The organism is Citrobacter sp. R-1.5.2, assembly GCF_035064245.1.
In the GTDB taxonomy this organism is placed as follows: domain Bacteria; phylum Pseudomonadota; class Gammaproteobacteria; order Enterobacterales; family Enterobacteriaceae; genus Citrobacter.
The window spans coordinates 813,746-839,446 of sequence record NZ_JASEYC010000001.1 but is presented as its reverse complement, the minus strand read 5'-3'; the positions used below and the strand labels follow the sequence as shown (position 1 = coordinate 839,446).

At 51.9% G+C, this 25,701-nt stretch carries 23 protein-coding genes and 1 pseudogene; 15 read left to right on the top strand and 9 right to left on the bottom strand.

The annotated features are described in order from the left end of the window. The 4 genes from QMN38_RS26940 to QMN38_RS04005 form a co-directional block, all read left to right on the top strand. On the top strand, positions 1-62 hold a 62-nt coding region (locus QMN38_RS26940; protein WP_071528444.1), incomplete at its 5' end, for an IS1 family transposase. Positions 63-290: 228 nt separating this feature from the next. Then, a complete protein-coding gene (locus QMN38_RS04015) occupies positions 291-566 on the top strand; it encodes a metal/formaldehyde-sensitive transcriptional repressor (RefSeq protein ID WP_012132328.1) in 276 nt (91 codons plus the stop codon). A 32-nt stretch (positions 567-598) separates the two neighbouring features. Beyond that, a complete protein-coding gene (locus QMN38_RS04010; RefSeq protein ID WP_271448791.1) occupies positions 599-1,717 on the top strand; it encodes an S-(hydroxymethyl)glutathione dehydrogenase/class III alcohol dehydrogenase in 1,119 nt (372 codons plus the stop codon). A gap of 169 nt (positions 1,718-1,886) precedes the next feature. Continuing rightward, positions 1,887-3,575: a methyl-accepting chemotaxis protein gene (locus QMN38_RS04005; protein WP_323604566.1), complete on the top strand. Its 1,689-nt coding sequence runs from the start codon at positions 1,887-1,889 to the stop codon at positions 3,573-3,575. Between the two features lie 102 nt (positions 3,576-3,677). Here the strand turns inward: QMN38_RS04005 and QMN38_RS04000 are convergent, their stop codons facing one another. From QMN38_RS04000 to QMN38_RS03985, 4 genes are all read right to left on the bottom strand, one after another. After that, entirely contained in the window at positions 3,678-4,352 is a 675-nt protein-coding gene (locus QMN38_RS04000; RefSeq protein WP_323604565.1) for a DUF2931 family protein, read from the bottom strand. Further along, the gene (locus QMN38_RS03995; protein ID WP_323604564.1) at positions 4,349-6,211 is read right to left on the bottom strand and encodes a phospholipase effector Tle1 domain-containing protein; all 1,863 of its coding nucleotides are present in this window, start codon (positions 6,209-6,211) and stop codon (positions 4,349-4,351) included. The genes QMN38_RS04000 and QMN38_RS03995 overlap by 4 nt, the downstream gene beginning before the upstream one ends. Positions 6,212-6,214: 3 nt before the next feature. Further along, positions 6,215-6,697: a PAAR domain-containing protein gene (locus QMN38_RS03990; RefSeq protein WP_323604563.1), complete on the bottom strand. Its 483-nt coding sequence runs from the start codon at positions 6,695-6,697 to the stop codon at positions 6,215-6,217. Between the two features lie 78 nt (positions 6,698-6,775). Beyond that, on the bottom strand, positions 6,776-7,342 hold the full coding sequence (locus QMN38_RS03985) for a recombinase family protein (protein WP_323604562.1): 567 nt from the start codon (positions 7,340-7,342) through the stop codon (positions 6,776-6,778). A 163-nt stretch (positions 7,343-7,505) separates the two neighbouring features. On the opposite strand from QMN38_RS03985, the pseudogene QMN38_RS03980 reads away from it, so the two are divergent. Continuing rightward, positions 7,506-10,510: pseudogene (locus QMN38_RS03980) on the top strand (Tn3 family transposase). 67 nt (positions 10,511-10,577) lie between these two features. Here QMN38_RS03980 and QMN38_RS03975 read toward each other — a convergent pair. Continuing rightward, on the bottom strand, positions 10,578-11,501 hold the full coding sequence (locus tag QMN38_RS03975; RefSeq protein WP_271441658.1) for a LysR substrate-binding domain-containing protein: 924 nt from the start codon (positions 11,499-11,501) through the stop codon (positions 10,578-10,580). A gap of 231 nt (positions 11,502-11,732) precedes the next feature. On the opposite strand from QMN38_RS03975, the gene QMN38_RS03970 reads away from it, so the two are divergent. The 4 genes from QMN38_RS03970 to QMN38_RS03955 all read left to right on the top strand — a co-directional run bounded on the left by QMN38_RS03970 (position 11,733) and on the right by QMN38_RS03955 (position 16,341). After that, positions 11,733-12,635, top strand: coding sequence for a manganese-dependent inorganic pyrophosphatase (locus QMN38_RS03970; protein ID WP_271441657.1), 903 nt, complete (start codon positions 11,733-11,735; stop codon positions 12,633-12,635). A gap of 122 nt (positions 12,636-12,757) precedes the next feature. Continuing rightward, entirely contained in the window at positions 12,758-14,101 is a 1,344-nt protein-coding gene (gene hglS / locus QMN38_RS03965) for a 2-oxoadipate dioxygenase/decarboxylase HglS (RefSeq protein WP_271456826.1), read from the top strand. A 193-nt stretch (positions 14,102-14,294) separates the two neighbouring features. Beyond that, positions 14,295-15,950: a glucan biosynthesis protein D gene (locus tag QMN38_RS03960; RefSeq protein ID WP_323604558.1), complete on the top strand. Its 1,656-nt coding sequence runs from the start codon at positions 14,295-14,297 to the stop codon at positions 15,948-15,950. Positions 15,951-16,116: 166 nt separating this feature from the next. Further along, positions 16,117-16,341: an HP1242/YdcH family protein gene (locus QMN38_RS03955; protein WP_003020276.1), complete on the top strand. Its 225-nt coding sequence runs from the start codon at positions 16,117-16,119 to the stop codon at positions 16,339-16,341. 66 nt (positions 16,342-16,407) lie between these two features. Here QMN38_RS03955 and alr read toward each other — a convergent pair whose 3' ends face one another. Beyond that, complete coding sequence (alr, locus tag QMN38_RS03950) at positions 16,408-17,634, bottom strand: alanine racemase (RefSeq protein ID WP_271456827.1); 1,227 nt, start codon at positions 17,632-17,634, stop codon at positions 16,408-16,410. A 219-nt stretch (positions 17,635-17,853) separates the two neighbouring features. On the opposite strand from alr, the gene rimL reads away from it, so the two are divergent. Then, complete coding sequence (gene rimL, locus QMN38_RS03945) at positions 17,854-18,399, top strand: 50S ribosomal protein L7/L12-serine acetyltransferase (RefSeq protein WP_323604554.1); 546 nt, start codon at positions 17,854-17,856, stop codon at positions 18,397-18,399. Here rimL and ydcK read toward each other — a convergent pair. Beyond that, positions 18,391-19,371 carry a YdcK family protein gene (ydcK, locus tag QMN38_RS03940; protein ID WP_323604552.1) on the bottom strand — a complete coding sequence of 327 codons (981 nt, stop codon included), beginning with the start codon at positions 19,369-19,371 and terminating at the stop codon, positions 18,391-18,393. The genes rimL and ydcK overlap by 9 nt on opposite strands. A gap of 113 nt (positions 19,372-19,484) precedes the next feature. Here ydcK and tehA point away from each other — a divergent pair, with 113 nt between their 5' ends. The 3 genes from tehA (at position 19,485) to QMN38_RS03925 (ending at position 21,907) form a co-directional block, all read left to right on the top strand. After that, positions 19,485-20,486, top strand: coding sequence for a dicarboxylate transporter/tellurite-resistance protein TehA (gene tehA, locus QMN38_RS03935; RefSeq protein WP_271454712.1), 1,002 nt, complete (start codon positions 19,485-19,487; stop codon positions 20,484-20,486). Further along, positions 20,486-21,082: a tellurite resistance methyltransferase TehB gene (tehB, locus tag QMN38_RS03930; RefSeq protein WP_271441650.1), complete on the top strand. Its 597-nt coding sequence runs from the start codon at positions 20,486-20,488 to the stop codon at positions 21,080-21,082. The genes tehA and tehB overlap by 1 nt, the downstream gene beginning before the upstream one ends. A 156-nt stretch (positions 21,083-21,238) precedes the next feature. Next, entirely contained in the window at positions 21,239-21,907 is a 669-nt protein-coding gene (locus QMN38_RS03925; RefSeq protein ID WP_137381800.1) for a DUF3313 domain-containing protein, read from the top strand. A gap of 37 nt (positions 21,908-21,944) precedes the next feature. Here the strand turns inward: QMN38_RS03925 and QMN38_RS03920 are convergent, their stop codons facing one another. Next, positions 21,945-22,853, bottom strand: a complete 909-nt coding sequence (locus QMN38_RS03920; protein WP_271456831.1) for a DMT family transporter — start codon at positions 22,851-22,853, stop codon at positions 21,945-21,947. Between the two features lie 185 nt (positions 22,854-23,038). Here QMN38_RS03920 and QMN38_RS03915 point away from each other — a divergent pair, with 185 nt between their 5' ends. Continuing rightward, on the top strand, positions 23,039-23,908 hold the full coding sequence (locus QMN38_RS03915; protein ID WP_318048270.1) for a helix-turn-helix domain-containing protein: 870 nt from the start codon (positions 23,039-23,041) through the stop codon (positions 23,906-23,908). Here QMN38_RS03915 and QMN38_RS03910 read toward each other — a convergent pair. Next, a complete protein-coding gene (locus tag QMN38_RS03910; protein WP_323604545.1) occupies positions 23,891-25,057 on the bottom strand; it encodes a benzoate/H(+) symporter BenE family transporter in 1,167 nt (388 codons plus the stop codon). The two genes, QMN38_RS03915 and QMN38_RS03910, sit on opposite strands and share 18 nt — an antisense overlap. A 104-nt stretch (positions 25,058-25,161) precedes the next feature. Here QMN38_RS03910 and QMN38_RS03905 point away from each other — a divergent pair, with 104 nt between their 5' ends. Then, on the top strand, positions 25,162-25,698 hold the full coding sequence (locus QMN38_RS03905) for a helix-turn-helix domain-containing protein (RefSeq protein WP_318048264.1): 537 nt from the start codon (positions 25,162-25,164) through the stop codon (positions 25,696-25,698). Positions 25,699-25,701 lie beyond the last annotated feature (3 nt).

Genomic DNA, 25,701 nt, shown 5'->3' with positions numbered 1-25,701 from the left:
AATCGGTGGAGCTGCATGACAAAGTCATCGGGCATTATCTGAACATAAAACACTATCAATAAGTTGGAGTCATTACCCTTGCTGTTAAGTCCAGTCTATGGGATTAGCAGATTACACGTATAACGGTGCAGGAGTGGTCGCTGGAGGGTTTCGCGTTGCAATGTGCTGTTGATGGTTGAATGGCAAGCGATGAGCAACTTAATCTAACCGACTGATATTAAATAAATCTTATATTTTACAATTATGTAAAAATTCTGATAGTATACCCCCCTATAGTATCTGGAGGGCGCATGCCACATTCACCTGAAGATAAGAAACGCATTCTCACCCGTGTACGCCGTATCCGCGGCCAAGTTGATGCACTTGAGCGCGCGCTGGAGTCCGGTGAGCCGTGTCTGGCAATCCTGCAACAAATTGCCGCCGTGCGCGGTGCATCCAATGGCCTGATGGGCGAAATGGTTGAGATCCACCTGAAAGATGAACTGGTCAGCGGGGATACAACCCCAGACCAGCGTGCTGTGCGCATGGCTGAAATCGGCCATCTTCTGCGCGCTTATCTAAAATAACACCATCACCTCGCAATAATGGGAAGAGACAAATGAAATCACGTGCAGCAGTTGCATTCGGCCCCGGTCAGCCGTTAAAAATTGTCGAAATCGACGTCGCACCGCCAAAGAAAGGTGAAGTGCTGGTTAAAATTACCCACACAGGCGTGTGCCATACTGACGCTTTTACGCTCTCTGGCGACGATCCGGAAGGTGTGTTTCCGGCGGTACTCGGCCATGAAGGCGGGGGTATCGTGGTTGAAGTGGGTGAGGGCGTCACCAGTCTGAAACCGGGTGACCATGTCATCCCGCTGTACACGGCAGAATGTGGTGAGTGTAAGTTCTGTAAGTCTGGCAAAACTAACTTGTGTCAGGCCGTACGTGCTACCCAGGGCAAAGGCCTGATGCCGGATGGCACTACGCGTTTCTCATATAATGGCGAACCTATCTATCACTATATGGGGACCAGTACCTTCAGTGAATACACCGTTTGCGCAGAGATCTCGCTGGCGAAGGTTAACCCGCAAGCGCCGCTGGATAAAGTGTGTCTGCTGGGCTGTGGCGTAACCACCGGGATCGGGGCAGTACATAACACGGCGAAAGTGAAAGAAGGCGATACTGTGGCCGTATTTGGCCTGGGCGGCATTGGTCTGGCAGTGATCCAGGGGGCAGTACAGGCGAAAGCTGGGCGTATTCTGGCGGTTGATACTAACCCGGAAAAATTCAAGCTGGCGGGTGAAATGGGTGCGACCGACTTCATCAACCCGAATGATTACGATAAACCGATTCAGGATGTGATTGTTGAGCTTACCGACGGTGGTGTGGACTTCAGCTTTGAATGCATTGGTAACGTAAATGTGATGCGTGCGGCGCTGGAATGCTGTCATAAAGGATGGGGTGAAAGCATCATCATTGGTGTGGCCGGTGCGGGACAGGAAATAAAAACCCGTCCGTTCCAACTGGTAACCGGACGCGTGTGGCGCGGGTCGGCGTTTGGTGGTGTGAAAGGGCGTACGCAGCTGCCTGGAATGGTTGAAGATGCGATGAGCGGGAAAATCCAGTTGGACCCGTTTATTACCCATCGCTTACCGCTGGAGCAGATCAACGAAGCTTTTGATTTAATGCATCAGGGTAAGTCCATTCGTACCGTTATCCACTTTGGCGATAACTGATTCATTGGCCAGCGGAATTTACCGCTGGCACTTTCCTGAATTTCTTTGAATGATGTTGTGAAAGTGTGACGAATCTTGCGCTTTTCACGGTAAGCAAACTTTATGAATTGCCGATGACTATCTAATGGGCGTGTTTTCACGCATAAACCCTACAAGAGAGTCGACGGTCATGGACAATACAATATCGATGCAAGCCCAGAATAAACTGGGCTTTCTGCATCAAATCAGACTGGTTCCGCTGTTTTCCTCCATTCTCGGTGGCATCCTTCTGCTGTTTGCTTTGAGTTCCGGGCTGGCAAGCTATTTTCTTATGCAGGCCGATCGCGATCAGCGCGATGTGACCGATGAGATTCAGGTCAGGATGGGGTTATCTAACAGTTCTAATCACCTACGCACAGCCCGTATCAATATGATCCACGCCGGCGCAGCGAGTCGCATTGCCGAAATGGACGATATGAAGGCCAATATTGCAGAAGCGGAAAAACGCATTAAGCAATCTCAGGATGGTTTCACTGCCTATATGTCTCGCGTGGTGAAAACGTCGGAGGACGAAGCCTTAGACGCTGAACTGAGCGCCAGTTTCAAAGCATACATCGACGGTCTGCAGCCGATGCTGAAATATGCCAGAAACGGGATGTTTGAAGCGATTATCAACCATGAAAATGAGCACGCCAGGCCGCTGGATACGGCTTACAACAAGGTGCTGCTGAAGGCCATAGAAATTCGTACTGCAAGAGCCAACCAGCTCAGCGAGCAGGCCCACCATCGTACCCAAATCGGCATGGCTTTTATGCTGGGTGCATTTATTCTGGCACTGGTGCTAACCGTGATGACGTTTGTTGTCCTGCGTCGTACCGTGATTCATCCACTGTTGCGCGCGGCCCAGCGTATTGAGCAAATTTCTGTGGGCGATCTGACCATGCGGGATGAACCAACTGGGCGCAGTGAGATTGGTCGTCTGAGTCGCCATCTTCAGACGATGCAACATTCACTGGAGAAAACCGTAGGCACGGTACGTCAGGGGGCGGAAGAAATCTATCGCGGCACCAGTGAAATCTCGGCGGGTAATACGGATCTGTCATCACGTACCGAAGAACAGGCCGCGGCGATTGAACAAACGGCGGCCAGTATGGAAGAACTGACTGCTACGGTGAAACAAAACGCGGACAACGCACACCATGCCAGTAAACTGGCGGAAGATGCCTCCGGCAAAGCCAGTCGCGGTGGGCAGATGGTCTCTGGCGTGGTGAAAACCATGGGGAATATCTCGACCAGCTCGAAAAAAATCTCTGAAATTACCGCTGTCATCAACAGCATTGCCTTTCAGACCAATATTCTGGCGCTGAATGCGGCGGTGGAAGCGGCGCGAGCAGGAGAGCAAGGGCGTGGATTTGCCGTAGTCGCCAGTGAAGTTCGCACGTTGGCAAGCCGCAGCGCCCAGGCAGCGAAAGAGATTGAAGGATTGATCAGTGAGTCAGTGCGGTTGATTGACCAGGGGTCCGGTGAGGTTGTGGCTGCGGGTAATACCATGACGGATATTGTCGATGCGGTAAAACGTGTCACCGATATTATGCTGGAAATTGCAGCGGCCTCTGATGAACAGAGCCGGGGTATCGTGCAGGTAAGCCAGGCGATTTCAGAGATGGATAAAGTGACGCAGCAGAACGCCTCACTGGTCGAAGAAGCCTCGGCTGCAGCGGCCTCCCTGGAAGAACAGGCTGCGCGTTTAACGGAGGCGGTCGGTATATTCCGCTTACAGGGTGCCAGTGCTGTAAAGCGCGTGCCATTTGCCAAAAACTCGGGACATGCGCTGCCGCAGACAGCGGGAACCAGCGGTGATAACTGGGAAACATTTTAATGAAATAAGGGTCTGATGCTCAATGGAACGAAAACTCACGTTAAGGGCTTTTGGTGAGGTGATTGTTAAAAAGGATCCACAAGGGATCCTTTTCAGGGGCTACTACCAGCTACCATAGGGATAGGCTTTCCCTTTGATAAAATCTTTTATGTCCTGGTCATACCCATCGGGAATGCTGTAGTTGAAATCAATCCGCGAAGGTACGTCCTTACAGGCATCCAGTTTATTCCCGGACAGCGTGGTAATTTTTACCGGTTCAACCGGCATATTCGCGACCGGGCCGCTGTTCTGGAGCCAGATGCGCACTTTGCCTTCAGGTGCCAGACCAAACAATAATGTTTTATACCAGGCGGTATTTCCTCTCCGATCTTTGCCGGTTGGTACCGACATTTTTTCCCGCAGGGCCGGTGAGAAGGTGATTCGCGTCTCGTAAGTCTTTTTATCAATAACTGAATCCCAGCAGAACAGCATCAGCGCTGGCGGGTGACGGACTTTGTTGAACTGGATTCCCACACCATAGGTTGTGTTATTCCAGGAACCTATCACATCGGGGTCACTCTGCGTACTGTCCAGCGTCCGGAAGGTGGATACCACCTTTTCGTTGTCGATAATCAGCGCTTTTGTCACCACCGCCGGTAATGCCCTGGGGGTGAAAAATGCAAAACCGACCTCCCCGTAGGGCATTTCACCGGTGTCTTCCGGCGTCTGCGCTTCGCCTGCCCGACAGCCGCTGGCCATGACCAGCATCAGCAGGGGAAAAAGGGCTTTCAGCTTCATACCTTCTTCCCGTCCATGCTGTAGACCGAGCGTTTCCACTGCTCATCCGGCCGGTTGATAAAGCCAATCAGCTCTGAGGGCGATGCGCCCCCGTGAATGAAGCCGTCCGTATTGACCACGATGGCATTCCAGTTGGCCGAACAATGAATATACTTCTCCGCAATCACGTCCAGCTCATCCTGACTAAATACCGGTGGCGTCTGGCCGCGGCGGGCCGCTTTCCCCATCATCAGTGCTTTATCCCAGAGGGGCGCAAGCTCATCCGGAATGGCGAGTTCTTTGTCTTTACTCAGAATGGGATCAAACACCACCCCGGCTTCCTGTGCAGCCTCAAGCATCACCCGCAGCACCACGCGGGACCAGTCGTTTCTGACGGTCCGCTCCCGCAGAGTCAGCGCCGCAAAGCTGCGTTTCTGCATCTGGCCGTACCGGTCAGGAGGAAGCCTGTCGTCATGCCAGGTTTCTGCCGATATTTCATTTGTCCGCAGCAGAGGGGCCAAGCAGGACGATTTATCCAGCGTCTGCAACTGCGCCACGGCCTGCCGGTAGGCCTGCGTCTTTTCGCCGGGCTGATTGTACGGAACAGTCTCCGTAGCCGGACGGGTCAGAAACAGCTCTTCTTTCGTGACGGGCAGATACCCGCCGCCGATATCGGAATGGACGCCGGGCAGCGCCAGTTCCGGCCAGGCCGGTTTCACGCTGTTCAGCGCAAAGTTAAAGCGACATTCGTTCGCGGCGGTGATATGAAACACCTTTTCCGCCACGCCGGGGCGCAGGGTGAGCTTCACGTCACCGGTATCCGCGCTGTGCGGATTCAGACCGTTAACCGGCGTACCTATGGCAGCAACGGTATCGAAAATGCCGATGAAGCGGGTTTTACCGGCAGGAGAACCATTGAAGTCCGAGCCAGTTACACCCTGCCGGATGGCGCTGATAATGGCAGGGTCTTCAGACTGGATGCGATTGGCAAAATGGCGAGCCGCCGCTGCACCGCGACTGAAGCCAAAAATATCGAACTGCAGGGCTCTGACGATAAGCTTGCCGTCAGCCTGTTTTTTACCAACAACCTCCAGCACGTCCTGAATACTGTCAGCAAGCATGGAAACCGCTTTATCCGTTTTGGCAACGACACCGGTATCAGAGATACCAAACCCCTGCCCAAGCTTACTGTCGGGTTTACCGGCTTCGGTCCCAATACCATCAATGTAGATACCAGCCTGAACATCTGAATCGTTACCGGATAGGGTTTTCTTATATAGCGTACTCAGCCAATGAATATTGGTGTAGTACCCGGTATAGCTGGTTGCACCGCTGCCCGACAAACCAAAATTTTCACTGGCGCATTTTGCCAGAATGGACTCGGCTTCCGGGTCATCCAGGTTATAATGACCTGCGGTATACGCCTTCAGCATGTTCTGTGTGTTAACGGCATTGTTGCCGGTACCGTCGAAGAACACCCCTATCGTCAGCGTTATTTCCCGTTTCTTTTTCTTCGCCGCCTGCTCATGTTGTTCCGGCTCCGGAGAGACTACCGGGGCCATCCTGGTTTTTGCCTCTGAAAGCTGTGGGATCGTACCCGGGGCAATCAGAAAATTGGTCCCCTGCGGGCACCCGCAACGGATCTCCGCACCGTCCACCGCAACAGCGGCACTGTTTGAGCACCGGTGATCGCCGTCTACAATGACTCCCACTTCCCCGCACTTCGGGCAGGGGGTAGTTTTGTCACCGATATAGAGCTTCAGCAGCCCCATAACCGACATACCGGTGCGGGCGGCAATGCACTGTGCCCCTGATGAGGTTTTATCTCCATGTAATCCGACGTTTTTACCGTGAACGGTACAGCCTCTGTTGACCGACATAACTCAACCCTCTGCCGGTAGAAAATCAGCATCCATCGGCAAACCTTTCAGCTCATTCAGCGTACATCCCGCCTGCGGGGTGCTGATAATCACATCACCGTTGCTCAGCCTGCTGCCAACCAGCGCGATACTTTGCCCACTTTTCTGAAATTTCGACCCGCTGCCGGTAACAATACGGGCAGTGGTTCCGTCAGGGTAAACCACCTCATCCCCAACCAGCGCAATATTAACCTTCTGTCCGCCATCAGGCTCGATTTCAGCGCCATTCCACGCAGCCCGAACCACCCCGCCGCGCTGGGTCAGCGCCCCGTCAACCGCGATCCGGTAAATCGCCACCACCGGATGTTCACGCATGAAAGCCTCCTGCTCTTCGACAGTCTGACGTGCACCGTCAGACATCCCGGCTTTTTTCTCCGCCGGGAAGGGCGGACGTGCCAGTGAGGCGGCTAATTCCGGAGTCAGTTCGTTGGTATATTGCTGTTCCATATCAAATCCCTCTTTTTCCTGTGGGTTAAGTGTCTATAGTAACCAGATGGGTCACTTAACCAAAATTTAATGCCGCCATCAGCCTGGCTGAGCTGTCTTCTCATCTTCGAGTATTTTGTAAACGGTGGAACGGGCAATGCCGAGCTGCCGGGCGATATCCGTTGCGCCAGTTCCTTTGCCGTGGAGTGCCAGCACACTGTTTCTGTCGATGGTGCGTCTACGGCCAAAGCGGATGCCTTTCAGCTTTGCTTCCTGTCTGCCTTCATTCGTACGCTCCAGTATCCTGCGCCGCTCAGCCTGGGCTACAGCTGACAGGATGGTCACCACCATCTGGCCCATTTCACCATCGGTACTGATCCCATCATCAATAAACCGGACGGCCACGCCCTGGGCGTCAAATTCTTTTATCAGTTGGATCATATCGGCGGTGTCGCGACCAAGACGGTCAAGTTTCTTCACCAGAATGGCATCGCCTTCCTCCACCTTCATGCGCAGCAGATCAAGCCCGGGCCGATCAACCGAACTGCCGGATGCCTTATCGGTAAAGATACGGTTCGCTTTCACGCCTGCATCTCTGAGTGCCCGGACCTGAATATCGAGAGACTGCTGACTGGTTGATACCCGTGCGTAACCAAAAAGTTGCATAAAAATGTATCCTAAATCAAATATCGGACAGGTGGTGTCTGTTATAACAAAAAATCGATTTAACGGACACATTAATGAAGCCGATTTTGGATGTCCGACAATTTATAATATTTCGGACGGTTGCAAAGTTGTTAATTTATAACCTTCAGGCAGGGAGGCTGGTATGCCCGTCGATTTTCTGACCACTGAACAGACTGAAAGCTATGGTCGGTTCACCGGTGAGCCGGATGAGCTTCAGCTGGCCCGCTATTTTCATCTTGATGAGGCAGACAAGGAATTTATCGGAAAAAGCAGCGGCGATCACAATCGTCTGGGAATTGCCCTGCAAATAGGGTGCGTGCGTTTTCTGGGTACCTTTCTCACCGATATGAATCATATACCTTCCGGCGTCCGGCATTTTTTCGCCAGACAGCTCGCCATCCATGATATCACCGTGCTGGCAGAATACGGCCAGAGAGAAAATACCCGTCGTGAGCACGCCGCACTGATACGTCAGCATTATGATTATCGCGAATTTGCCTGGCCCTGGACTTTTCGTCTTACCCGTCTTTTATATACTCGGAGCTGGATAAGCAACGAACGCCCCGGCCTGCTTTTCGACCTGGCGACAGGGTGGCTGATGCAGCACAGAATTATTCTCCCCGGAGCCACTACACTGACCCGACTGATTTCAGAGGTAAGGGAAAAGGCAACGCTGCGCCTGTGGAACAGGCTGGCAATGATACCGTCTGCCGTGCAGCGTTCACAGCTGGAGACGCTGCTGGGCCCCGCTGATTCCGGCCGCCTGTCTTTGCTGGAATCACTGAAAAAAGGCCCGGTGACCATCAGTGGGCCGGCGTTTAATGAGGCAATTGAACGCTGGAAAACGCTGAGTGATTTCGGCCTTCATATTGATAATCTGAGTGCGATCCCGGCTGTACGTCTGAAAAATCTTGCTCGTTATGCGGGAATGACTTCGGTGTTCAATATCGCCAGGATGGCTCCGCAGAAAAGGACAGCGGTACTGGTTGCCTTTGTCCTTGCATGGGAAACGCTGGCGCTGGATGATGCACTGGACGTTCTGGATGCCATGCTGGCTGTCATCATTCGTGACGCCAGAAAGATTGGGCAGAAAAAACGGCTCCGATCTCTGAAGGATCTGGATAAATCAGCACTGACGTTAGCCAGCGCGTGTTCGTACCTGCTGAAAGAAGAAACGCCGGACGAATTAATCCGGGCTGAGGTATTCAGCCACATCCCCAGGCAAAAACTGGCCGATATCATCGCGCTTGTCCGTGAAATTGCCCGTCCCTCAGACGATAATTTTCATGATGAAATGGTGGAGCAGTACGGGCGGGTTCGTCGTTTCCTGCCCCGTCTGCTGAATACCGTCAAATTTTCGGCAGCCCCGCAGGGATTACCACTCTCAATGCCTGTGATTACCTCAGCCGCGAGTTCGGCTCACGACGGCAGTATTTTGACGACGCACCAACGGAAATCATCAGCCGACCATGGAAACGACTGGTGATTAATAAGGAAAAACATATCACCCGAAGGGGATACACGCTGTGCTTTCTCAGTAAACTGCAGGACAGCCTGAGACGGCGGGATGTCTACGTTACCGGCAGTAACCGGTGGGGAGATCCCCGCGAAAAATTACTACAGGGCGCAGACTGGCAGTCAAACCGGATCAAAGTTTATCGTTCTCTGGGGCACCCGACGAATCCACAGGACGCAATAAAATCGCTGGGTCTTCAACTGGACACCCGGTACAGGCAGGTTGCCGCTCGCCTTGGCGAAAATGAGGCGGTTCAGCTGGATATTTCAGGCCCAAAGCCCAGGCTGACAATTTCTCCCCTCTCCAGCCTTGATGAACCGGACAGTCTGAAAAGATTGAGCAAACAGGTCAGTGAGCTGCTCCCGACCGTGGATCTGACAGAGCTGTTGCTCGAAATCAACGCCCATACCGGATTTGCTGATGAGTTTTTCCACGCCAGCGAAGCCAGCGCCAGAGTTGACGATCTCTCCGTCAGCATCAGCGCCATACTGATGGCCGAGGCCTGCAATATAGGCCTGGAGCCCCTGATACGATCAAATGTTCCTGCCCTGACCCGACACCGGCTGAACTGGACAAAAGCAAATTATCTGCGGGCTGAAACTATCACCAGTGCGAATGCCTGGCTGGTTGATTTTCAGGCAACACTGCCCCTGGCGCAGATCTGGGGTGGTGGTGAAGTGGCCTCTGCAGACGGAATGCGCTTTGTTACGCCGGTCAGAACAATCAATGCCGGACCGAACCGCAAATACTTTGGCCATAACAGGGGGATCACTTGGTACAACTTTATATCCGATCAGTATTCCGGTTTTCATGGCATCGTCATACCGGGGACACTGAGGGACTCAATCTTTGTGCTGGAAGGCCTTCTGGAACAGGAGACCGGGCTAAATCCCACCGAAGTTATGACTGATACCGCAGGGGCCAGCGATCTTGTCTTTGGCCTTTTCTGGCTGCTGGGGTACCAGTTTTCCCCGCGCCTGGCTGATGCCGGAGCTTCGGTTTTCTGGCGCATGGACAATGATGCCGATTATGGCGTACTGAATGATATTGCCAGAGGGCAGTCAGATCCCCGAAAAATAGTCCTTCAGTGGGACGAAATGATCCGGGCCGCAGGCTCCCTGAAGTTGGGCAAGGTGCAGGCTTCGGTGCTGGTTCGCTCGTTACTGAAGAGTGAGCGCCCTTCCGGACTGACTCAGGCGATCATTGAAGTGGGGCGCATTAACAAAACGCTGTATCTGCTTAATTACATTGATGATGAAGATTACCGAAGACGCATTCTGACCCAGCTTAACCGGGGAGAAAGCCGCCATGCGGTTGCCAGAGCGATCTGCCACGGACAGAAAGGGGAGATAAGAAAGCGATATACCGACGGTCAGGAAGATCAACTGGGAGCGCTGGGCCTGGTGACTAACGCCGCCGTATTATGGAACACTATTTATATGCAGGCTGCCCTGGATCATCTTCGGGAACAGGGTGAAACCGTGAATGATGAAGATATCGCACGTCTATCACCACTTTGCCACGGACACATCAATATGCTCGGCCATTATTCCTTCACGCTGGAAGAACTGGTGATGAAAGGGCATCTGCGGCCATTAAAAGAGGCATCGGAGGAAGAAAACATTGCTTAACGTGAGTTTTCGTTCCACTGAGCATCAGACCCCAAATAAGGGACCGAATGGTCCCTTATTTTTTACCTCAGAATGGTACGGTTTTGCGTATTGCGGCAATGAGGACTTGCGCTGCGGAGGGTAATTGCACGTCCACGCGGGTAAGTATCCCAATGGGCTCTCCCGCACCATGCGTAGGTACCGGTAATGACACCAGCGTTGCCTGGCGTAAATCTTCCCGCACTGCGCCTGAAGGCACAAACCAAACATAGTCGTAATCCACCGTCAGTTGCCGGGAAAGCGATGCTGACAGCGTTTCGATACATCCAGAGGGCATTTTACAGCCCTGGCTTTGCAGCAAGGCTTCTGCGTGCTGTCGTGGGGCGGTCCCTTTGGGGGACACCACGACAGGCCATTCCATTACCCGACTCAGTGTGATGGTCTCTTGCAACAGCGGGTGATTAGGTCGCACAACCAGCTTGAGCGATTCGAGAAATAACAGTTCGTAGTTCAGACCAACCATCAATTCCGGATCGGCCATACGGCCAATACCGAGGTCGATCTCCCCGGATTTTAAGCCAGCCAGAATCATGGGATTACTCATGGTGGCAACCTGCAACGTTGTTTCCATTTGCTGCTTGTGATACTGACCAATTACTGCAGGCAGAATACCCAATGCAGCTGTTGGCAAGGCACCAATACGAACAACATCAGTCTGCGACTCTTCACGATGATTTAATGCCTGGCCGGCAGTGTTGAGTGCATCAAGCACTCTTACCGCATGGGTAAGAAACTGTTCGCCGGGCAAGGTTAACTGTGCACCAAGACGACCGCGTTCAAAGAGTCGGGTGCCGGTCAGTTGCTCCAGTTCGTTCAGCGTTTTGGAGAGGGCTGGTTGACTCAGGTTAAGGGTTTCGGCCGCGCGCCCCAAAGTTCCCTGTTGGGCAACGGCGACAAAAGTATGAAGATGGCGCAAGCGAATGCGCTGATTGAACAGAACATTTTTTTCCATAAGCGATGTTAAAAACAGAGCCGTATCGGTGACAAGTGAAGTTGTTTGTTTTTGATAACTTGATAGCAAAATATTATTAACATTTAACGCCTTTTACTTACAACTGATTTATTTTGCTTGTGTTTTGTACAGCGTGACCGCGTGGTGGGATCATGGAAGGGAATGTAGCCAGTCGTTATACTCTGACAATTGTTCGCTTTTTCATCATTCATCATCACAGGGCACTGACCAATGATCCATGTAATAGGGCACCTTAACCCCGATAGCGATGCCATTTGCACCGCGGCAATGACAGCTCGCTGGCTTACGTTACGAGGCCAGCAGGCGACGGCATGGCGTGCGGGGGAACCTAACCGTGAAACGCAATTTATCTTTGCGCATGCAGGATTGGACATGCCCGAACGACTCACGTTTCCGCTGACCGATCTGGATGTTTGGGTGGTAGATTTTACCGAACCGACACAAGGACCAGAATCGCTGTCTGAGAGCAATGTCGTCGGTATCATCGACCATCATCGACTCGGCGGATTAGTGACACGTCTTCCTCCGGAGGTTTGGGTTAAGCCTGTTGGCAGCAGTGCGACGCTGTTGTGGCAACTGATGACGGATGACGAGCGCAGCCAGGTGTCGTCTGCGGAGGCTGTTTTGCTACTGGGGGCTATTTTGAGTGACACTGTCACGCTTCGTTCGCCTACTACCACGCCGGATGACAGCCAGGCGGTGGGGGCTCTGGCCCAAAAAACGGGTGTGGATCTGGACGCTTTCAGCCGTGATCTGCTGTCGGCCAAAACCAGCGTCGAAGGCATGAGTGCCCGTGAACTGCTGCATAAAGACATTAAAACGTTCACCATTCATGGGCATAAAGTCTGCGTGGCGCAACTCGAGCTGTATGCACTGCGCCAGGTTGACGGTGTGCTGGACGATCTCCGCGAGGAGATGACCCGTTATGCTGAGGAAAATCAAGCGGCTCTGGTGGTACTGATGCTGACGGACATCAATCTTGGCGATACCAGTCTGTGGTTCGCTGGCTCTGAGTTGTCAGAGTTACCGCAACCCTGCAAGGTCGAAGGCATGCTCAGTCGTAAAAAACAGATGCTGCCATGGCTGGAAAGCCATTTAAAAGCACGTCAGTAAGTTTTGGTTCACTGTCCTGGTGGGAGGGGGAATTTATGCGGGATCACAGTTTGTAAATTCTTCCCACCGGACTCAGCGGTGTTTTCTACACTCCAGGTAATATTCACTGGAGGCATGACATTATGGCGAACACCATCACGGCAGATGAGATTCGGGAACAATTTTCGCAGGCAATGTCAGCAATGTACCAGCAGGAAGTCCCGCAGTACGGCACGTTGCTGGAACTTGTCGCTGATGTGAATCTGGCGGTACTGGAAAATAACCCGACGCTGCATGAAAAATTGGCCAATGCGGATGAACTGGCACGGCTCAATGTTGAACGCCATGGGGCTATCCGGGTCGGTACGGCGCAGGAGTTGTCTACACTGCGACGGATGTTTGCCATTATGGGCATGTATCCGGTCAGCTATTATGATCTTTCCCAGGCGGGCGTCCCCGTCCATTCCACGGCGTTTCGTCCCATCGACGATGCCTCGCTTTCGCGCAACCCGTTTCGGGTATTTACGTCACTATTGCGCCTCGAATTAATCGAGAACGTGGTATTGCGCCAGCAGGCAGCGGACATCCTCGCAAAGCGTGATATTTTCACGCGTCGTTGTCACGAATTGCTGGATGAGTTTGATGCACAGGGCAGTTTCACACCCGCACAAGCCCAGGAGTTTGTGCATGAAGCACTGGAAACGTTCCGTTGGCATCAACACGCCACCGTAGATGAGCAAACGTATCATGCCTTGCATAACGAACATCGACTGATTGCAGATGTGGTCTGTTTTCCTGGGTGCCATATCAACCACCTGACGCCGCGCACGCTGGATATTGATCGGGTACAGTCGATGATGCCGGAGTGCGGGATTACACCGAAAATTCTCATTGAAGGCCCACCACGGCGTGAGGTGCCCATCTTGCTTCGCCAGACCAGCTTTAAGGCGCTGGAAGAACCGGTGTTGTTTGCCGGCGAAATGCGTGGAACACACACAGCGCGTTTTGGTGAAATCGAGCAACGTGGTGTGGCGCTGACGCCAAAGGGCCGGGCGTTGTACGACGAACTGTTGAGTAAAGCGGGGACCGGGAAAGATAACCTGACGCACCAGCTGCATCTTCAGGACGTGTTTAAGGCATTCCCGGACAGCGAGTTTCTGCTGCGCCAACAGGGACTGGCCTGGTTCCGTTATCGCCTGACGCCGTCGGGCGAAGCGCATCGCCAGGCTATTCGCCCGGATGACGATCCTCAACCGCTCATCGAGCGGGGCTGGCTGGTTGCTCAACCTATCACCTACGAAGATTTTTTGCCGGTGAGTGCCGCAGGGATTTTCCAGTCTAATCTGGGTAATGAAACGCAGGCGCGCAGCCACGGTAATTCCAGCCGCGATGCCTTTGAACAGGCGCTGGGCTGCGCGGTATATGATGAGTTTGCGTTGTATCAGGAGGCAGAAGAACGCAGTAAACGGCGGTGTGGTTTACTTTAACGGAATTTACACGGGATTCGGCCTGTTCTCATCGACATAAAATATTTTCGATTTTGTACAGATAATCGGCGACCAACAATTGGATTATTAATGAATTTTGTCTAGAGTGAGCGGTCAGAAATGTGCACTCTCTTGCCGCAGATTTTGACCGGCGCGGGACCATTTACACGACCAGAAGGACTCACTTTCAGGCATGAATCGCAGACGATTTATTAAAGGTTCAATGGCAGTGGCCGCCGTGTGCGGAACCAGTGGTATTGCATCACTCTTTTCCCGCGCCGCCTATGCGGCAGAGTCTGACATTGCAGACGGAAAAACCGTACGTTTTGATTTTTCCGTTCTGCAATCGATGGCCCATGATTTAGCACAGAAGCCGTGGGGCGGTGCACCGCGCGCATTGCCGGATACGCTGGCGAAACTGACGCCGCAGGCTTACAACAGTATTCAGTACGACGCAGAACAGTCACTGTGGAACAACGTTGAAAATCGTCAGCTTGACGCGCAGTTCTTCCATGTGGGAATGGGCTTCCGTCGCCGCGTACGCATGTTCTCGGTTGATGACAGTACGCATATGGCGCGTGAGATCCATTTCCGTCCGGAGCTTTTCAAGTACAACGATGCCGGTGTGAATACCAAACAACTGGAAGGGCAAACTGACCTCGGTTTTGCCGGTTTCCGCGTGTTCAAAGCGCCTGAACTGGCTCGTCGTGATGTCGTGTCCTTCCTGGGAGCCAGCTATTTTCGCGCCGTAGATGACACCTATCAGTACGGTTTGTCGGCGCGTGGTCTGGCGGTCGATACGTATACCGACAGCAAAGAAGAGTTTCCTGACTTCACCGCATTCTGGTTCGAAACGGTTAAACCGGGCGCCACTTCATTTACTGTTTATGCACTGCTCGATAGCCCAAGCGTGACTGGCGCGTTTAAGTTTGTGATCCACTGTGAGAAAACGCAGGTGATCATGGATGTGCAAAATCATGTCTATGCGCGTAAAGACATCAAGCAACTCGGCATTGCGCCGATGACCAGCATGTTCAGCTGTGGTAACAATGAACGCCGGATGTGTGACACCATTCACCCGCAAATTCATGACTCCGACCGTCTGGCTATGTGGCGAGGCAATGGTGAGTGGATCTGCCGTCCGCTGAATAACCCGCAAAAACTGCAGTTCAATGCCTACACCGATAACAACCCGCGAGGGTTCGGCTTACTGCAGCTCGATCGTGACTTCTCTCATTACCAGGACATCATGGGTTGGTACAACAAGCGGCCAAGCCTGTGGGTTGAACCACGAAACCAGTGGGGTAAGGGGACCATTGGTTTAATGGAGATCCCGACTACCGGTGAAACGTTGGATAACGTCGTCTGCTTCTGGCAGCCGGATAAAGCAATCAAAGCCGGTGACGATCTGGAATTCAAATATCGCCTGTACTGGAGCGCACAACCACCGGTACGTTCGCCGCTGGCCCGTGTGATGGCAACCCGCACCGGTATGGGTGGCTTCCCGGAAGGATGGGCTCCGGGCGAACATTATCCAGAAAAATGGGCACGTCGTTTTGCCGTTGATTTCGTGGGTGGTGACCTGAAAGCGGCAGCGCCGAAGGGAATTGAACCGGTCATTACGCTCTCCAGCGGCGAAGCGAAGCAGATTGAAATTCTCTACGTGGAGCCTATCGACGGCTACCGAATCCAGTTTGACTGGTATCCAACGTCTGATTCAACCGACCCGGTCGATATGCGCATGTTCCTGCGCTGCCAGGGCGATGCTATCAGTGAAACCTGGCTGTATCAGTACTTCCCGCCTGCACCGGATAAACGTCAGTACGTTGACGACCGGGAAATGCGTTAATTGCTCTTCTGATGGCTCTCCTTCCGGGGAGCCATTACTGAAACCTCTACCGTAACAATCTGTACACTATTTACTCGATCCTGTTCGCATTTTTCCCTGACCTAACCGGGTAAGCTGATCATGTGTATTTCTTATACACATTCTTTACCACTAACAGGGAGAAAGTATGTTTCCAGAATACAGAGACCTTATTTCCCGACTGAAATCTGAGAATCCTCGTTTTCTGTCCTTATTCGAAAAACACAACAGCCTTGATCATGAGATTTCCAGACTGGAAGGTTCGGATGGTCGGGGATACAGTTTGGACATTGTTCGTCTTAAGAAACAGAAACTTCACCTGAAGGAAGATTTGCTCAAAATTTTGCAAAGAGAGAGTGTCAGTGAGAGCTAAATAGTACTGTGCTCACTGTGTAAAAGGGCTTCCAGCGAGAAAAGGAAGCCCTTCCTGTTTCAGGCGTTAATCGACCATCACGCGTTTGTTTGTCGCCCCCCAGAGGATCGACATTTCAGTGAACAGCGCGCCGCTAATTTCTTCGACTTCTTCTGCGCTCACCTGCGCATTTCCCTGTTTTCCGAATAACACCACTTCATCGCCGGATGCAACCTGCGGTAGATCGGTCACATCAACAATCACGGTATTCATGGATGTTTTACCCAGCACAGGAACCCGCTGGCCGTGGATCAGTACGTGCCCCACGTTACTGAACACACGACGATATCCATCAGCATAACCCGTCGGAATATTGGCAAGAACGGAATTACGTTTAAGGGTATAGGTTCTGTCATACCCGACGGTATTTCCTTTGGGGTAATGGTTTACCGACGCGATTGCGGATTTAAACGTCATGACGCGTTTGTATTCGGTGCTGGCAATGGTATCGCCATAAAAAATACCGCCAACACGCACCATGTCGAGCCAGGATTCAGGAACGGTCAGGGTGGCGAACGTATTCGCGACATGCAGGGTGACATCTTCGCGCTTAAGCCCGGTAATATTGAGTACCTGGGCCGATTGCGTATTGAAACGGGCCAGATCGCGTTTCACCACCGCCGCATCTTCTTCCGGGAAATGCGACATGATGCCAACAATTTTCAGACCGGGTAACGCGGAAATAGCGCGGGCCTCTTCCAGACCTGACGCGGTGCTGACTTCCAGACCGTTTCGTGACATACCGCCAGAGTTCAGAGCGAGATGGATACGAATCGTTTTCCCTTTCTCCAGGGCAATTGCACTCAGTCGTTTAGCCATATCCAGATTACCAATCAGCTCTTCGGTATCAAAATCCGCCGCCTGGCGCATCTCTTTTTCCGTCGCGTTGCGAACGCGCATTAGCTGCGATGTATAACCTGACTGACGAACGGTGCTAATTTCCTCGTTGCTGGCGATGCCAATACACTGCACACCGTTTTGCATCATCACCGGCGTAACCAGTGAGAGATCGTGGCCATACGCATCGCCTTTAAGAATGGCGCACATCCGGGTTTTGTCTCCCAACAGTTGCTGAACTTTATGAATGTTATATTCCAGCGCGCTACGGGAAATTTCCAGCGTGGTATTATCCACAACCTGCTGTTTGTTTACGGCAAAGGGGACAGGACCCGCTTGCGTGGTGGGGACCGGTTGGTGACAGGCGGTAATCAGTAAAAGCGGAATAAGTGCTAAACGACCCAAAGGTGCTGCCATGCTTGCTCCTTAGCAATAGAATGAAAGTGTTGTTGTCATCATTACGGCCTATCCATGTATCGGATAACCGGACATCCAGAGTAACGACTTCCGCACCAGAGATTGTTTCTAAGTGATTGCTGTGACAGCATAAAAATATGACCTCCCCGGCGATAAACAGATTAATATCGGCTACTGCCAGTCAGAAATTCCCCGTTTACAATCGCAAAGGAGATAAACATGTCAGAAATTATTACCGTCAGTGACACGCTGGAACTGCGGGCAGTGGAAGAACAACACGTCACGCCTTTGCATCAGTTGGTGCTCAAAAATAAAGTTTGGCTCCAGCGGTCGCTGAACTGGCCGCAGTTTGTCGAATCTGAGGACGATACGCGTAAGAATGTGCAGGGGAATATGATGTTGCACCAGCGTGGCTACGCCAAAATGTTCCTTATCTTCAAACAAGGTGAAGTGGTTGGTGTTATCTCGTTTAACCAAATAGAACCGTTGAACAAAGCGGCTTACATCGGCTACTGGTTGGATGAAGATCATCAGGGACAGGGCATGATGTCCCGGTCGCTACAGGCATTGATTCATCATTATGCTCAGCGTGGCGAGATCCGTCGGTTCATTATTAAATGCCGCGTGGATAACCTGGAAAGCAACCAGGTGGCGCTGCGCAACGGTTTTCAGCTGGAAGGATGTTTAAAGCAGGCGGAGTTTCTCAATGATGGCTATCACGATGTGAATCTCTATGCCCGTATCATTGATAGCGTTTCAGAATAAACCGGCGAGGGGGCTGCGCGTAATACGCTGTTCGCCGTTGATAACTTTTGGCCCGCGCAGATGGATTGCATCGCCATCAAAGGCTTCAACGTGGGCCTGACCGGTTATCTCAATATGATGCTCGATCAGCACTTCCCCCAGAATACAGGCGTGACCTTCAATCAGGATGTGACCATCCAGCAAGAGTGGCCCGCCGCGTAATTTTGCATGCCCCCCGACCAGCACATGGTGTTTCAGGACACAGTTACCTTCAACCACCGCATGCTCAGCCACTTGTGAGCTATAGCGCAGGGTCGGTATCGCATCTTCATCGGTGCCAGCGATGATGCGGGCGTTACCGTATACCTTCGCACAATCGCAGATCCAAACGTTATTTTCCTCATTACCCTCGATGCGAGCACAATCAAAAACTTCGGCGCGGTGTTCAATAAAGGCGTAGTCAATGGTCGCATCGCCATAGATCTGCACCTGATGCACAATGCGTGAGTGGTTTACGGTTGCGCGATCATATATTTGTAGGGGCTGGTCACTTTCACGGGTTAACCCTTTAGCGGCGATGACTTCGGAGCCTCCCAGAACACGTGCATCACCCGACAGAAGACACTCGCCACGTACAACAGAGTCCTGAATGGTGACGTTGTCACGTATTTGTGCGCCATGGCTAATTTCAGCCCGATCTATCCATACGGCACCGCCAATCTGTGCGCCTTCTCTGACCACGCTGGCCTGCGTAATACGGGCATTTCCTGAAATGGTTGCCCCCGCAAATGCCATCGCATTCACATCGTAAATCCAGCAATTACCGCACTGCGCCAGTACGGCTTCATCATCAATCCAGCCTCCAGGCGTGCCGGCCGGAACATCATTAAAATCAATCAGTGCAATTATCTGGCGTAGTAATACGCTTCTTTTGTTGCCATTATCCTGATAACTGAAGGAGCGAGGCTCGTCGCTCAGACGGTATTTGGTCATAGCTCATTTCCGTGTTGCGCACCTTAGTTAAACGTAGCAAAGTTTTCCGTACTGGCTAAATCGCCATAATTTCCATAAAATGCATTTCAAATATACTTTAAAAAATAAACAAAATGAGTAATAACAAGCATAGTGATCGGGTCCTTAATCTTCCGGCCGGTTATTTTGGCATGGTACTGGGCACCATAGGCATGGGATTCGCCTGGCGATATGCCAGTCAGGTATGGTCGGTGAGCCACTGGATTGGCGATGGGTTAGTCATCCTGGCGATGGTTATTTGGGGTCTGTTAACGTTGGCTTTTCTGACCCGTTTAGTCCGTTTTCCCCAGAGTGTGCTGGCAGAAATTCGCCATCCGGTGATGAGCAGTTTTGTCAGCCTTTTTCCGGCAACAACCATGCTGGTCGCGATTGGTTTTGTTCCCTGGTATCGCCCGTTAGCCGTCGGGCTATTTAGCATTGGCGTGGTGATACAGCTATCGTACGCGGCCTGGCAAACGGCAGGCCTGTGGCGAGGTTCGCATCCCGAGGAGGCAACCACGCCGGGGTTGTATCTGCCAACCGTCGCCAATAACTTTATCAGCGCGATGGCCTGCGGTGCACTCGGCTATAACGATGCCGGACTGGTATTTTTAGGGGCAGGGGTTTTCTCCTGGCTTAGTCTTGAACCGGTGATCCTGCAGCGTTTACGCAGTTCTGGTGAGTTGCCCGCGGTATTACGTACGTCGCTGGGTATTCAATTGGCACCCGCGTTAGTGGCCTGTAGCGCATGGCTTAGCGTCAACGGCGGAGAAGGCGATACGCTGGCGAAAATGCTGTTTGGCTATGGCCTGCTGCAACTGCTGTTTATGCTTCGGCTGATGCCGTGGTATCTGTCCCAGCCGTTTAATGCGTCTTTCTGGAGCTTCTCGTTCGGCGTGTCGGCACTGGCAACTACAGGGCTACATCTGGGACATGCCAGTGAATCGGGGTTTTTCCATACGCTGTCAATTCCACTGTTTATTTTTACCAATTTTATCATTGCGTTATTACTGGTACGTACGTTTGCATTGCTGATGCAGGGGAAACTGCTCATCCGCACGGAGCGTGCTGCATTACTGAAATCTGAGGATAAATAATGACCCTTTGCGACGAAAACTACTTTACTGAAAAATACGATCTCACCCGGACCCATTCCGAAGTTGTTGAAGCGGCCAACATTGTCCCGCCAGGTAAAACACTGGATCTGGGCTGTGGCAATGGCCGTAACAGTCTGTATCTGGCGGCAAACGGCTATGACGTCACTGCGTGGGATAAAAATCCCATGAGCATCGCTAATCTTGAGCGCATCAAAGCGGCTGAAGGGTTGACCAATTTGCAGACGAACGTCGCAGATCTGAATGCACTCAGCTTTGATGGCGAATATGACTTTATTCTTTCTACCGTGGTGCTGATGTTCCTGGAAGCGAAAACGATCCCGGGGCTTATCGAAAATATGCAACGTTGTACGAAACCGGGTGGATATAATTTAATCGTAGCGGCAATGGATACCGAGGATTTCCCGTGCACCGTTGGTTTCCCGTTTGCATTTAAAGCAGGTGAATTACGTCACTATTACAGTGGATGGGATCTGCTGAAATACAATGAAGACGTGGGTGAACTTCATCGTACAGATGAAAATGGCAACCGCATTAAACTGCGCTTTGCCACCATGCTGGCGCGTAAAACTGCCTGAACATCCCGTCTGGCTTAACTCTTTCTGCGTTCAGCATTTTTTTGTGCTGAGCGCAGAGAAAAAATTGTGCGGTCGTTACCATTTTTAGTACATCCAAAATGAAACTGTTTTGCTATCCTTTTTATGCATCATTGCGAAAACTAAAGGGATCGTTTCATGCGTACTCAAACTTTATTTAAAGTTGCAGTGCTTACTGGTCTGTTGGCATTATCGGGCTGTGCGTCAAAAGTGACGCAGCCGGATAAATATTCTGGGTTTTTAAAAAATTATTCTGACCTGAAGGAAACAAAATCAGCAACGGGACAACCGGTACTTCGTTGGGTTGACCCGAACTATAATGAATCCAAATATGACAGTATCGTGTATAACCCGATAACGTATTACCCGGTTCCTAAACCTACTACGCAGGTAGGACAGAAGGTTCTTGACCAACTGTTGAACTATACCAACACGCAGATGAAAACGGCCATCAGCAAGCGTAAACCTCTGGTGGCAACGCCAGGGCCACGCAGTCTGATTTTCCGCGGGGCAATCACCGGTGTTGCGACCAGTAAAGAAGGTCTGCAATTCTATGAAGTGATCCCGGTTGCGCTGCTCGTTGCAGGAACACAAATGGCGACGGGTCACCGTACCATGGATACCCACCTTTATTTTGAGGGTGAGCTGATCGATCCGGCAACCAATAAACCTGTGATTAAAGTTGTGCGTCAGGGTGAAGGTAAAGACCTGAACAACGAAAGCACGCCAATGGCGTTCGAAACGTTGAAGAAAGTTGTTGATGACATGGCGACAGATGCCTCCATGTTTGATGTGAACAAAAAATAATAATGAAGAACGCACCATCTGCGGATGGTGCGTTTTTTTATGCCACTCGCCGACGGTACAACAGTTTTCCCATCAAGGCTTCCGGGCGTGCAAACATCACCAGATTTCCCAGCAAAATCAGCACTAAACCGGCAATCGCGTTAGCCTGCCAGACATACCCTTCATACAGCGTTGACAGCGTGAGCGCCACCAGAGGGAAAAGCAACGTACTGTAAGCGGCCTTACTCGGACCGATGCGTCCTACCAGTGTGAAATAAGCGCCAAAGGCAATTACAGAGCCAAAAATAGCCAGATACAACAGTGCGCTAAGGTAGCTAAACGTCCACTCCGGTGTGAAGTCATCACCGCGAACCAGTGCAATGGTGGCAATCAGCAAGGTACCGTACAGCATGGCCCAGCTGTTGGTGGTCATCACCTCCAGTCCTTTTTTCTGATGACGCAGGCTTATCATATTGCCCAGGGAAAAACCAAACGTTCCCAGAGCGCTTAAACCAATACCCAGCAGAAGCGAGTGATTCAGGCCGCTATTGACCAAATCCTGCCAGAACAGGGTGATGATACCCGTCAACCCCAGCGCCGCGGCGAAATAAAAGCGTAGCGGTGGTTTTTGACCAAAAAATACAAAACTATTCACCGCATTAAACAGCACGGCCATCGAGAAAATTACTGATTCCAGACCGGTGTTAATCCAGGCCGCTGCCGTGTAAAAACACCAGAAATTGAAGCAAAAAACACAGCCGCCCTGTAACAGACAAAACAGATGGTCGCGCCCGGAGAGCTTACGCAATTTGCCGCTGAACAGCAGGAGAAGGATCATCACCGAGCTGGCGACCGCAAAGCGCCAAAAGATAGAGACCGGAGCAGCAACGGGCCCTTGCTGCAGGTAAATGGCAATCCATGTCGTTCCCCATATCACGACTACCAGGCAGTACAACAATGCGTTCATACATCTCTCTCATTTTTGTATTTAAGCGCACAGAGTGGCATGACTGGCTGGGGTTGGCTTTCATCTGATTGCGGTCGACTTGCAAAATCTTGCGCTTTTTTTCTCGCAAACATGAAAAGGAGGCTGTTAACAACATGTAGCTGATATAGACTGAAAGCCTGCTAACTTATTCTGAATGTGATGGTATGTCTCAGCCCTATGGCGCCTTTGAAAACTTACGCAAACATAATGCCGTGCTGCATGAGTCGGTTGCGTTACATTCAGGGATCCAACTGGCGGCGTGGTCTAACAAACGCGACACCATTACCCAATATTGTGATCATCACACGCTCAGCTTATATGTCGCGGATGGTTACGAGAGCTATCACAAGACGGCAGGGGGCTGGAAAAACGGCGGCGGCCCGGATCGCTTCTGCCTGATGCCGAAAGACAGCGAATCCAGTTGGGATATTCGTGACGATCTCTCCTTTGTACATCTTTATTGTACCGACGCGCATCTACGGGAAGTAGGTGAGAAAGTGTGGGACAAAAGCCCTTATAGCTTCACGCTGGACGAACACACGTTCGGCAGCGATCCGGGGATCACGGCGGTTTATCGTCAGTTTTTACTGGGTAATGACTGGCAGCAACCGGCTAATCACCTGACGCTCAGCGCGGCATCTTCGCTGTTGCTGACGCATCTGATTCAACATTACAGCAATGTTCAATGGCGGCCGCCGGCGGTAACCGGTGGGCTTGCGCCAGCCACATTGCGCAACGTGCTGGCCTATATTGACGCACATCTGGCCTACCCAATGACCCTCAGCGATTTGGCTGGCGAAGCGGCACTGAGCGATTTCCACTTTGCCAGAATGTTTCGCCAGTCGATGAATATGGCCCCGCATCAGTATGTTATGCAGCGTCGTATGGCGCTGGCGCAGCAACTGGTCCGTTATTCTTCACGTAGTTTGTCAGATATCGCAATGGCTTGCGGATTCAGTTCAGCAAGCCATTTTAGCAACCGGTTTAAGCAGGTGACGGGCAAGACGCCAACGCAATTACGTGCGTCGCGATAACCTCAGCACGGCATAACATATCCCTCCGGCGATTAATCCCCAGAACGCAGAACCGATCCCCAATAAAGTCAAACCACTGGCAGTAACCAGAAAGGTGACGATGGCAGCATCTCGCTCAGCTTCATGAAGCAATGCCTGATACAGACTACCGCTAATCGTACCGAGCAAGGCGAGGCCAGCCAGCATCTGGACCCAGCTTGCCGGCAAAGCGGCCATCAATCCGGTTACCGACCCACCAAACACCCCGGCCAGAAGGTAGAACATCCCGGCAGCGGCAGCGGCTAACCAACGTCGTTGGGCATCCGGATGCGCATCCGGGCTTTGGCAAATTGCAGCGGTGATGGCGGCAATACAGATCGAGTAGACGCCAAAGGGAGAAAACAGTAACGCCAGCAGCCCCGTGAAAATAATCAGCGGTGAAACGGGCAAGGAATAACCTGACGCTTTCATGGTGGCAATGCCTGGCGCATTTTGTGACGCCATGGTGACCAGGAAGAACGGCAAAGCGATGCTTATACTGTGTGCAAGAGAGAAGTGGGGGGCGATGAATTCAGGCATCACCGGAGATAAATCAATGTCATTAGTGACAATGTCACCTTTTAGCAGTGCGATGGCAATACCCACCAGCATGGCAGCAATGACGGCGTATCTGGGGGCGACAACTTTAAGCACCAGCCACGCCAGCAGCATGCTGGCGCACAGGAGAAGCTCATTATTAAGGCTATTGAATGCCTGCAAACCAAAACGCAGTAGGATCCCGGCTAGCATTGCCGATGCCAGTGAGTGTGGGATTATCTGCATCAGACGTGCAAACAACCCCGTCACACCACACAGGACTATCAACGCGTTAGCAACAATAAAAACGCCGATAGCATCCTGAATGGTCACGCCTTGCAGACCCGTAACCAGCAGCGCGGCACCAGGCGTAGACCAGGCGGTCAGAATGGGGGCTCGGTACCACACTGACAATGCCAGCGTACTCACGCCCATCGCGATTCCCAGTGCGGTCATCCAGCCAGCAATCTGCCCGGTCGTTGCGCCTGCGGCTATCGCCGCTTGCCAGATGATGGCTGCTGAACTGGCATAGCCGACCAGCACGGCAACAAAACCGGATAAAACGGTGGGCAAAGGGATTGAGAATGTGCGCATAGCGACTCCGCGTGCGTTATAACGGTCATTTACTGTAGCACTGTGCGTTATAGCGTACAAGTGATAAGCTGATGGACAGAAACAGGAGATAGAGGAAGGTGACAATGGACAATTTAACCCACTATCTGGCTACCACGCTCCGGACATTACGTCACCAGCGGGAATGGAGTCTGTCGCGTCTGGCAGAAGAAACGGGTGTATCTAAGGCCATGTTGGGACAGATAGAACGCAATGAATCCAGTCCAACAGTGGCGACGCTATGGAAAATTGCCACCGGACTGAACGTGCCGTTTTCGACGTTTATTTCACCACCCGAGTCAGCAGGCGCAGCGACGTTTGATCCCCAACAGCAGGCAATGATAGTGACACCGCTGTTTCCATGGGACCCACAACTCTGCTTTGACCATTTTTCAATATTGCTGGCACCGGGGGCGTTGAGTGAATCTACCCCGCATGAAACCGGTGTGATTGAGCACGTAGTGGTGATTAATGGCCTGCTGGATATGTGCATTGATGGGCAGTGGCGAACCATCAAATCGGGTGAGGGTGTCCGATTTGCGGGTGATACTGCACATAGTTACCGTAACAGCAGCGAACAGACGGTTCACTTTCATTCCCTGATCCATTACCCACGCGGTTAATCG

Coding starts and splice junctions, on each gene's coding strand:
- QMN38_RS04015 (WP_012132328.1), top strand. CDS start 291: ATGCCACATTCACCTGAAGATAAGAAACGCATTCTCACCCGTGTACGC.
- QMN38_RS04010 (WP_271448791.1), top strand. CDS start 599: ATGAAATCACGTGCAGCAGTTGCATTCGGCCCCGGTCAGCCGTTAAAA.
- QMN38_RS04005 (WP_323604566.1), top strand. CDS start 1,887: ATGGACAATACAATATCGATGCAAGCCCAGAATAAACTGGGCTTTCTG.
- QMN38_RS04000 (WP_323604565.1), bottom strand. CDS start 4,352: ATGAAGCTGAAAGCCCTTTTTCCCCTGCTGATGCTGGTCATGGCCAGC.
- QMN38_RS03995 (WP_323604564.1), bottom strand. CDS start 6,211: ATGTCGGTCAACAGAGGCTGTACCGTTCACGGTAAAAACGTCGGATTA.
- QMN38_RS03990 (WP_323604563.1), bottom strand. CDS start 6,697: ATGGAACAGCAATATACCAACGAACTGACTCCGGAATTAGCCGCCTCA.
- QMN38_RS03985 (WP_323604562.1), bottom strand. CDS start 7,342: ATGCAACTTTTTGGTTACGCACGGGTATCAACCAGTCAGCAGTCTCTC.
- QMN38_RS03975 (WP_271441658.1), bottom strand. CDS start 11,501: ATGGAAAAAAATGTTCTGTTCAATCAGCGCATTCGCTTGCGCCATCTT.
- QMN38_RS03970 (WP_271441657.1), top strand. CDS start 11,733: ATGATCCATGTAATAGGGCACCTTAACCCCGATAGCGATGCCATTTGC.
- hglS (WP_271456826.1), top strand. CDS start 12,758: ATGGCGAACACCATCACGGCAGATGAGATTCGGGAACAATTTTCGCAG.
- QMN38_RS03960 (WP_323604558.1), top strand. CDS start 14,295: ATGAATCGCAGACGATTTATTAAAGGTTCAATGGCAGTGGCCGCCGTG.
- QMN38_RS03955 (WP_003020276.1), top strand. CDS start 16,117: ATGTTTCCAGAATACAGAGACCTTATTTCCCGACTGAAATCTGAGAAT.
- alr (WP_271456827.1), bottom strand. CDS start 17,634: ATGGCAGCACCTTTGGGTCGTTTAGCACTTATTCCGCTTTTACTGATT.
- rimL (WP_323604554.1), top strand. CDS start 17,854: ATGTCAGAAATTATTACCGTCAGTGACACGCTGGAACTGCGGGCAGTG.
- ydcK (WP_323604552.1), bottom strand. CDS start 19,371: ATGACCAAATACCGTCTGAGCGACGAGCCTCGCTCCTTCAGTTATCAG.
- tehA (WP_271454712.1), top strand. CDS start 19,485: ATGAGTAATAACAAGCATAGTGATCGGGTCCTTAATCTTCCGGCCGGT.
- tehB (WP_271441650.1), top strand. CDS start 20,486: ATGACCCTTTGCGACGAAAACTACTTTACTGAAAAATACGATCTCACC.
- QMN38_RS03925 (WP_137381800.1), top strand. CDS start 21,239: ATGCGTACTCAAACTTTATTTAAAGTTGCAGTGCTTACTGGTCTGTTG.
- QMN38_RS03920 (WP_271456831.1), bottom strand. CDS start 22,853: ATGAACGCATTGTTGTACTGCCTGGTAGTCGTGATATGGGGAACGACA.
- QMN38_RS03915 (WP_318048270.1), top strand. CDS start 23,039: ATGTCTCAGCCCTATGGCGCCTTTGAAAACTTACGCAAACATAATGCC.
- QMN38_RS03910 (WP_323604545.1), bottom strand. CDS start 25,057: ATGCGCACATTCTCAATCCCTTTGCCCACCGTTTTATCCGGTTTTGTT.
- QMN38_RS03905 (WP_318048264.1), top strand. CDS start 25,162: ATGGACAATTTAACCCACTATCTGGCTACCACGCTCCGGACATTACGT.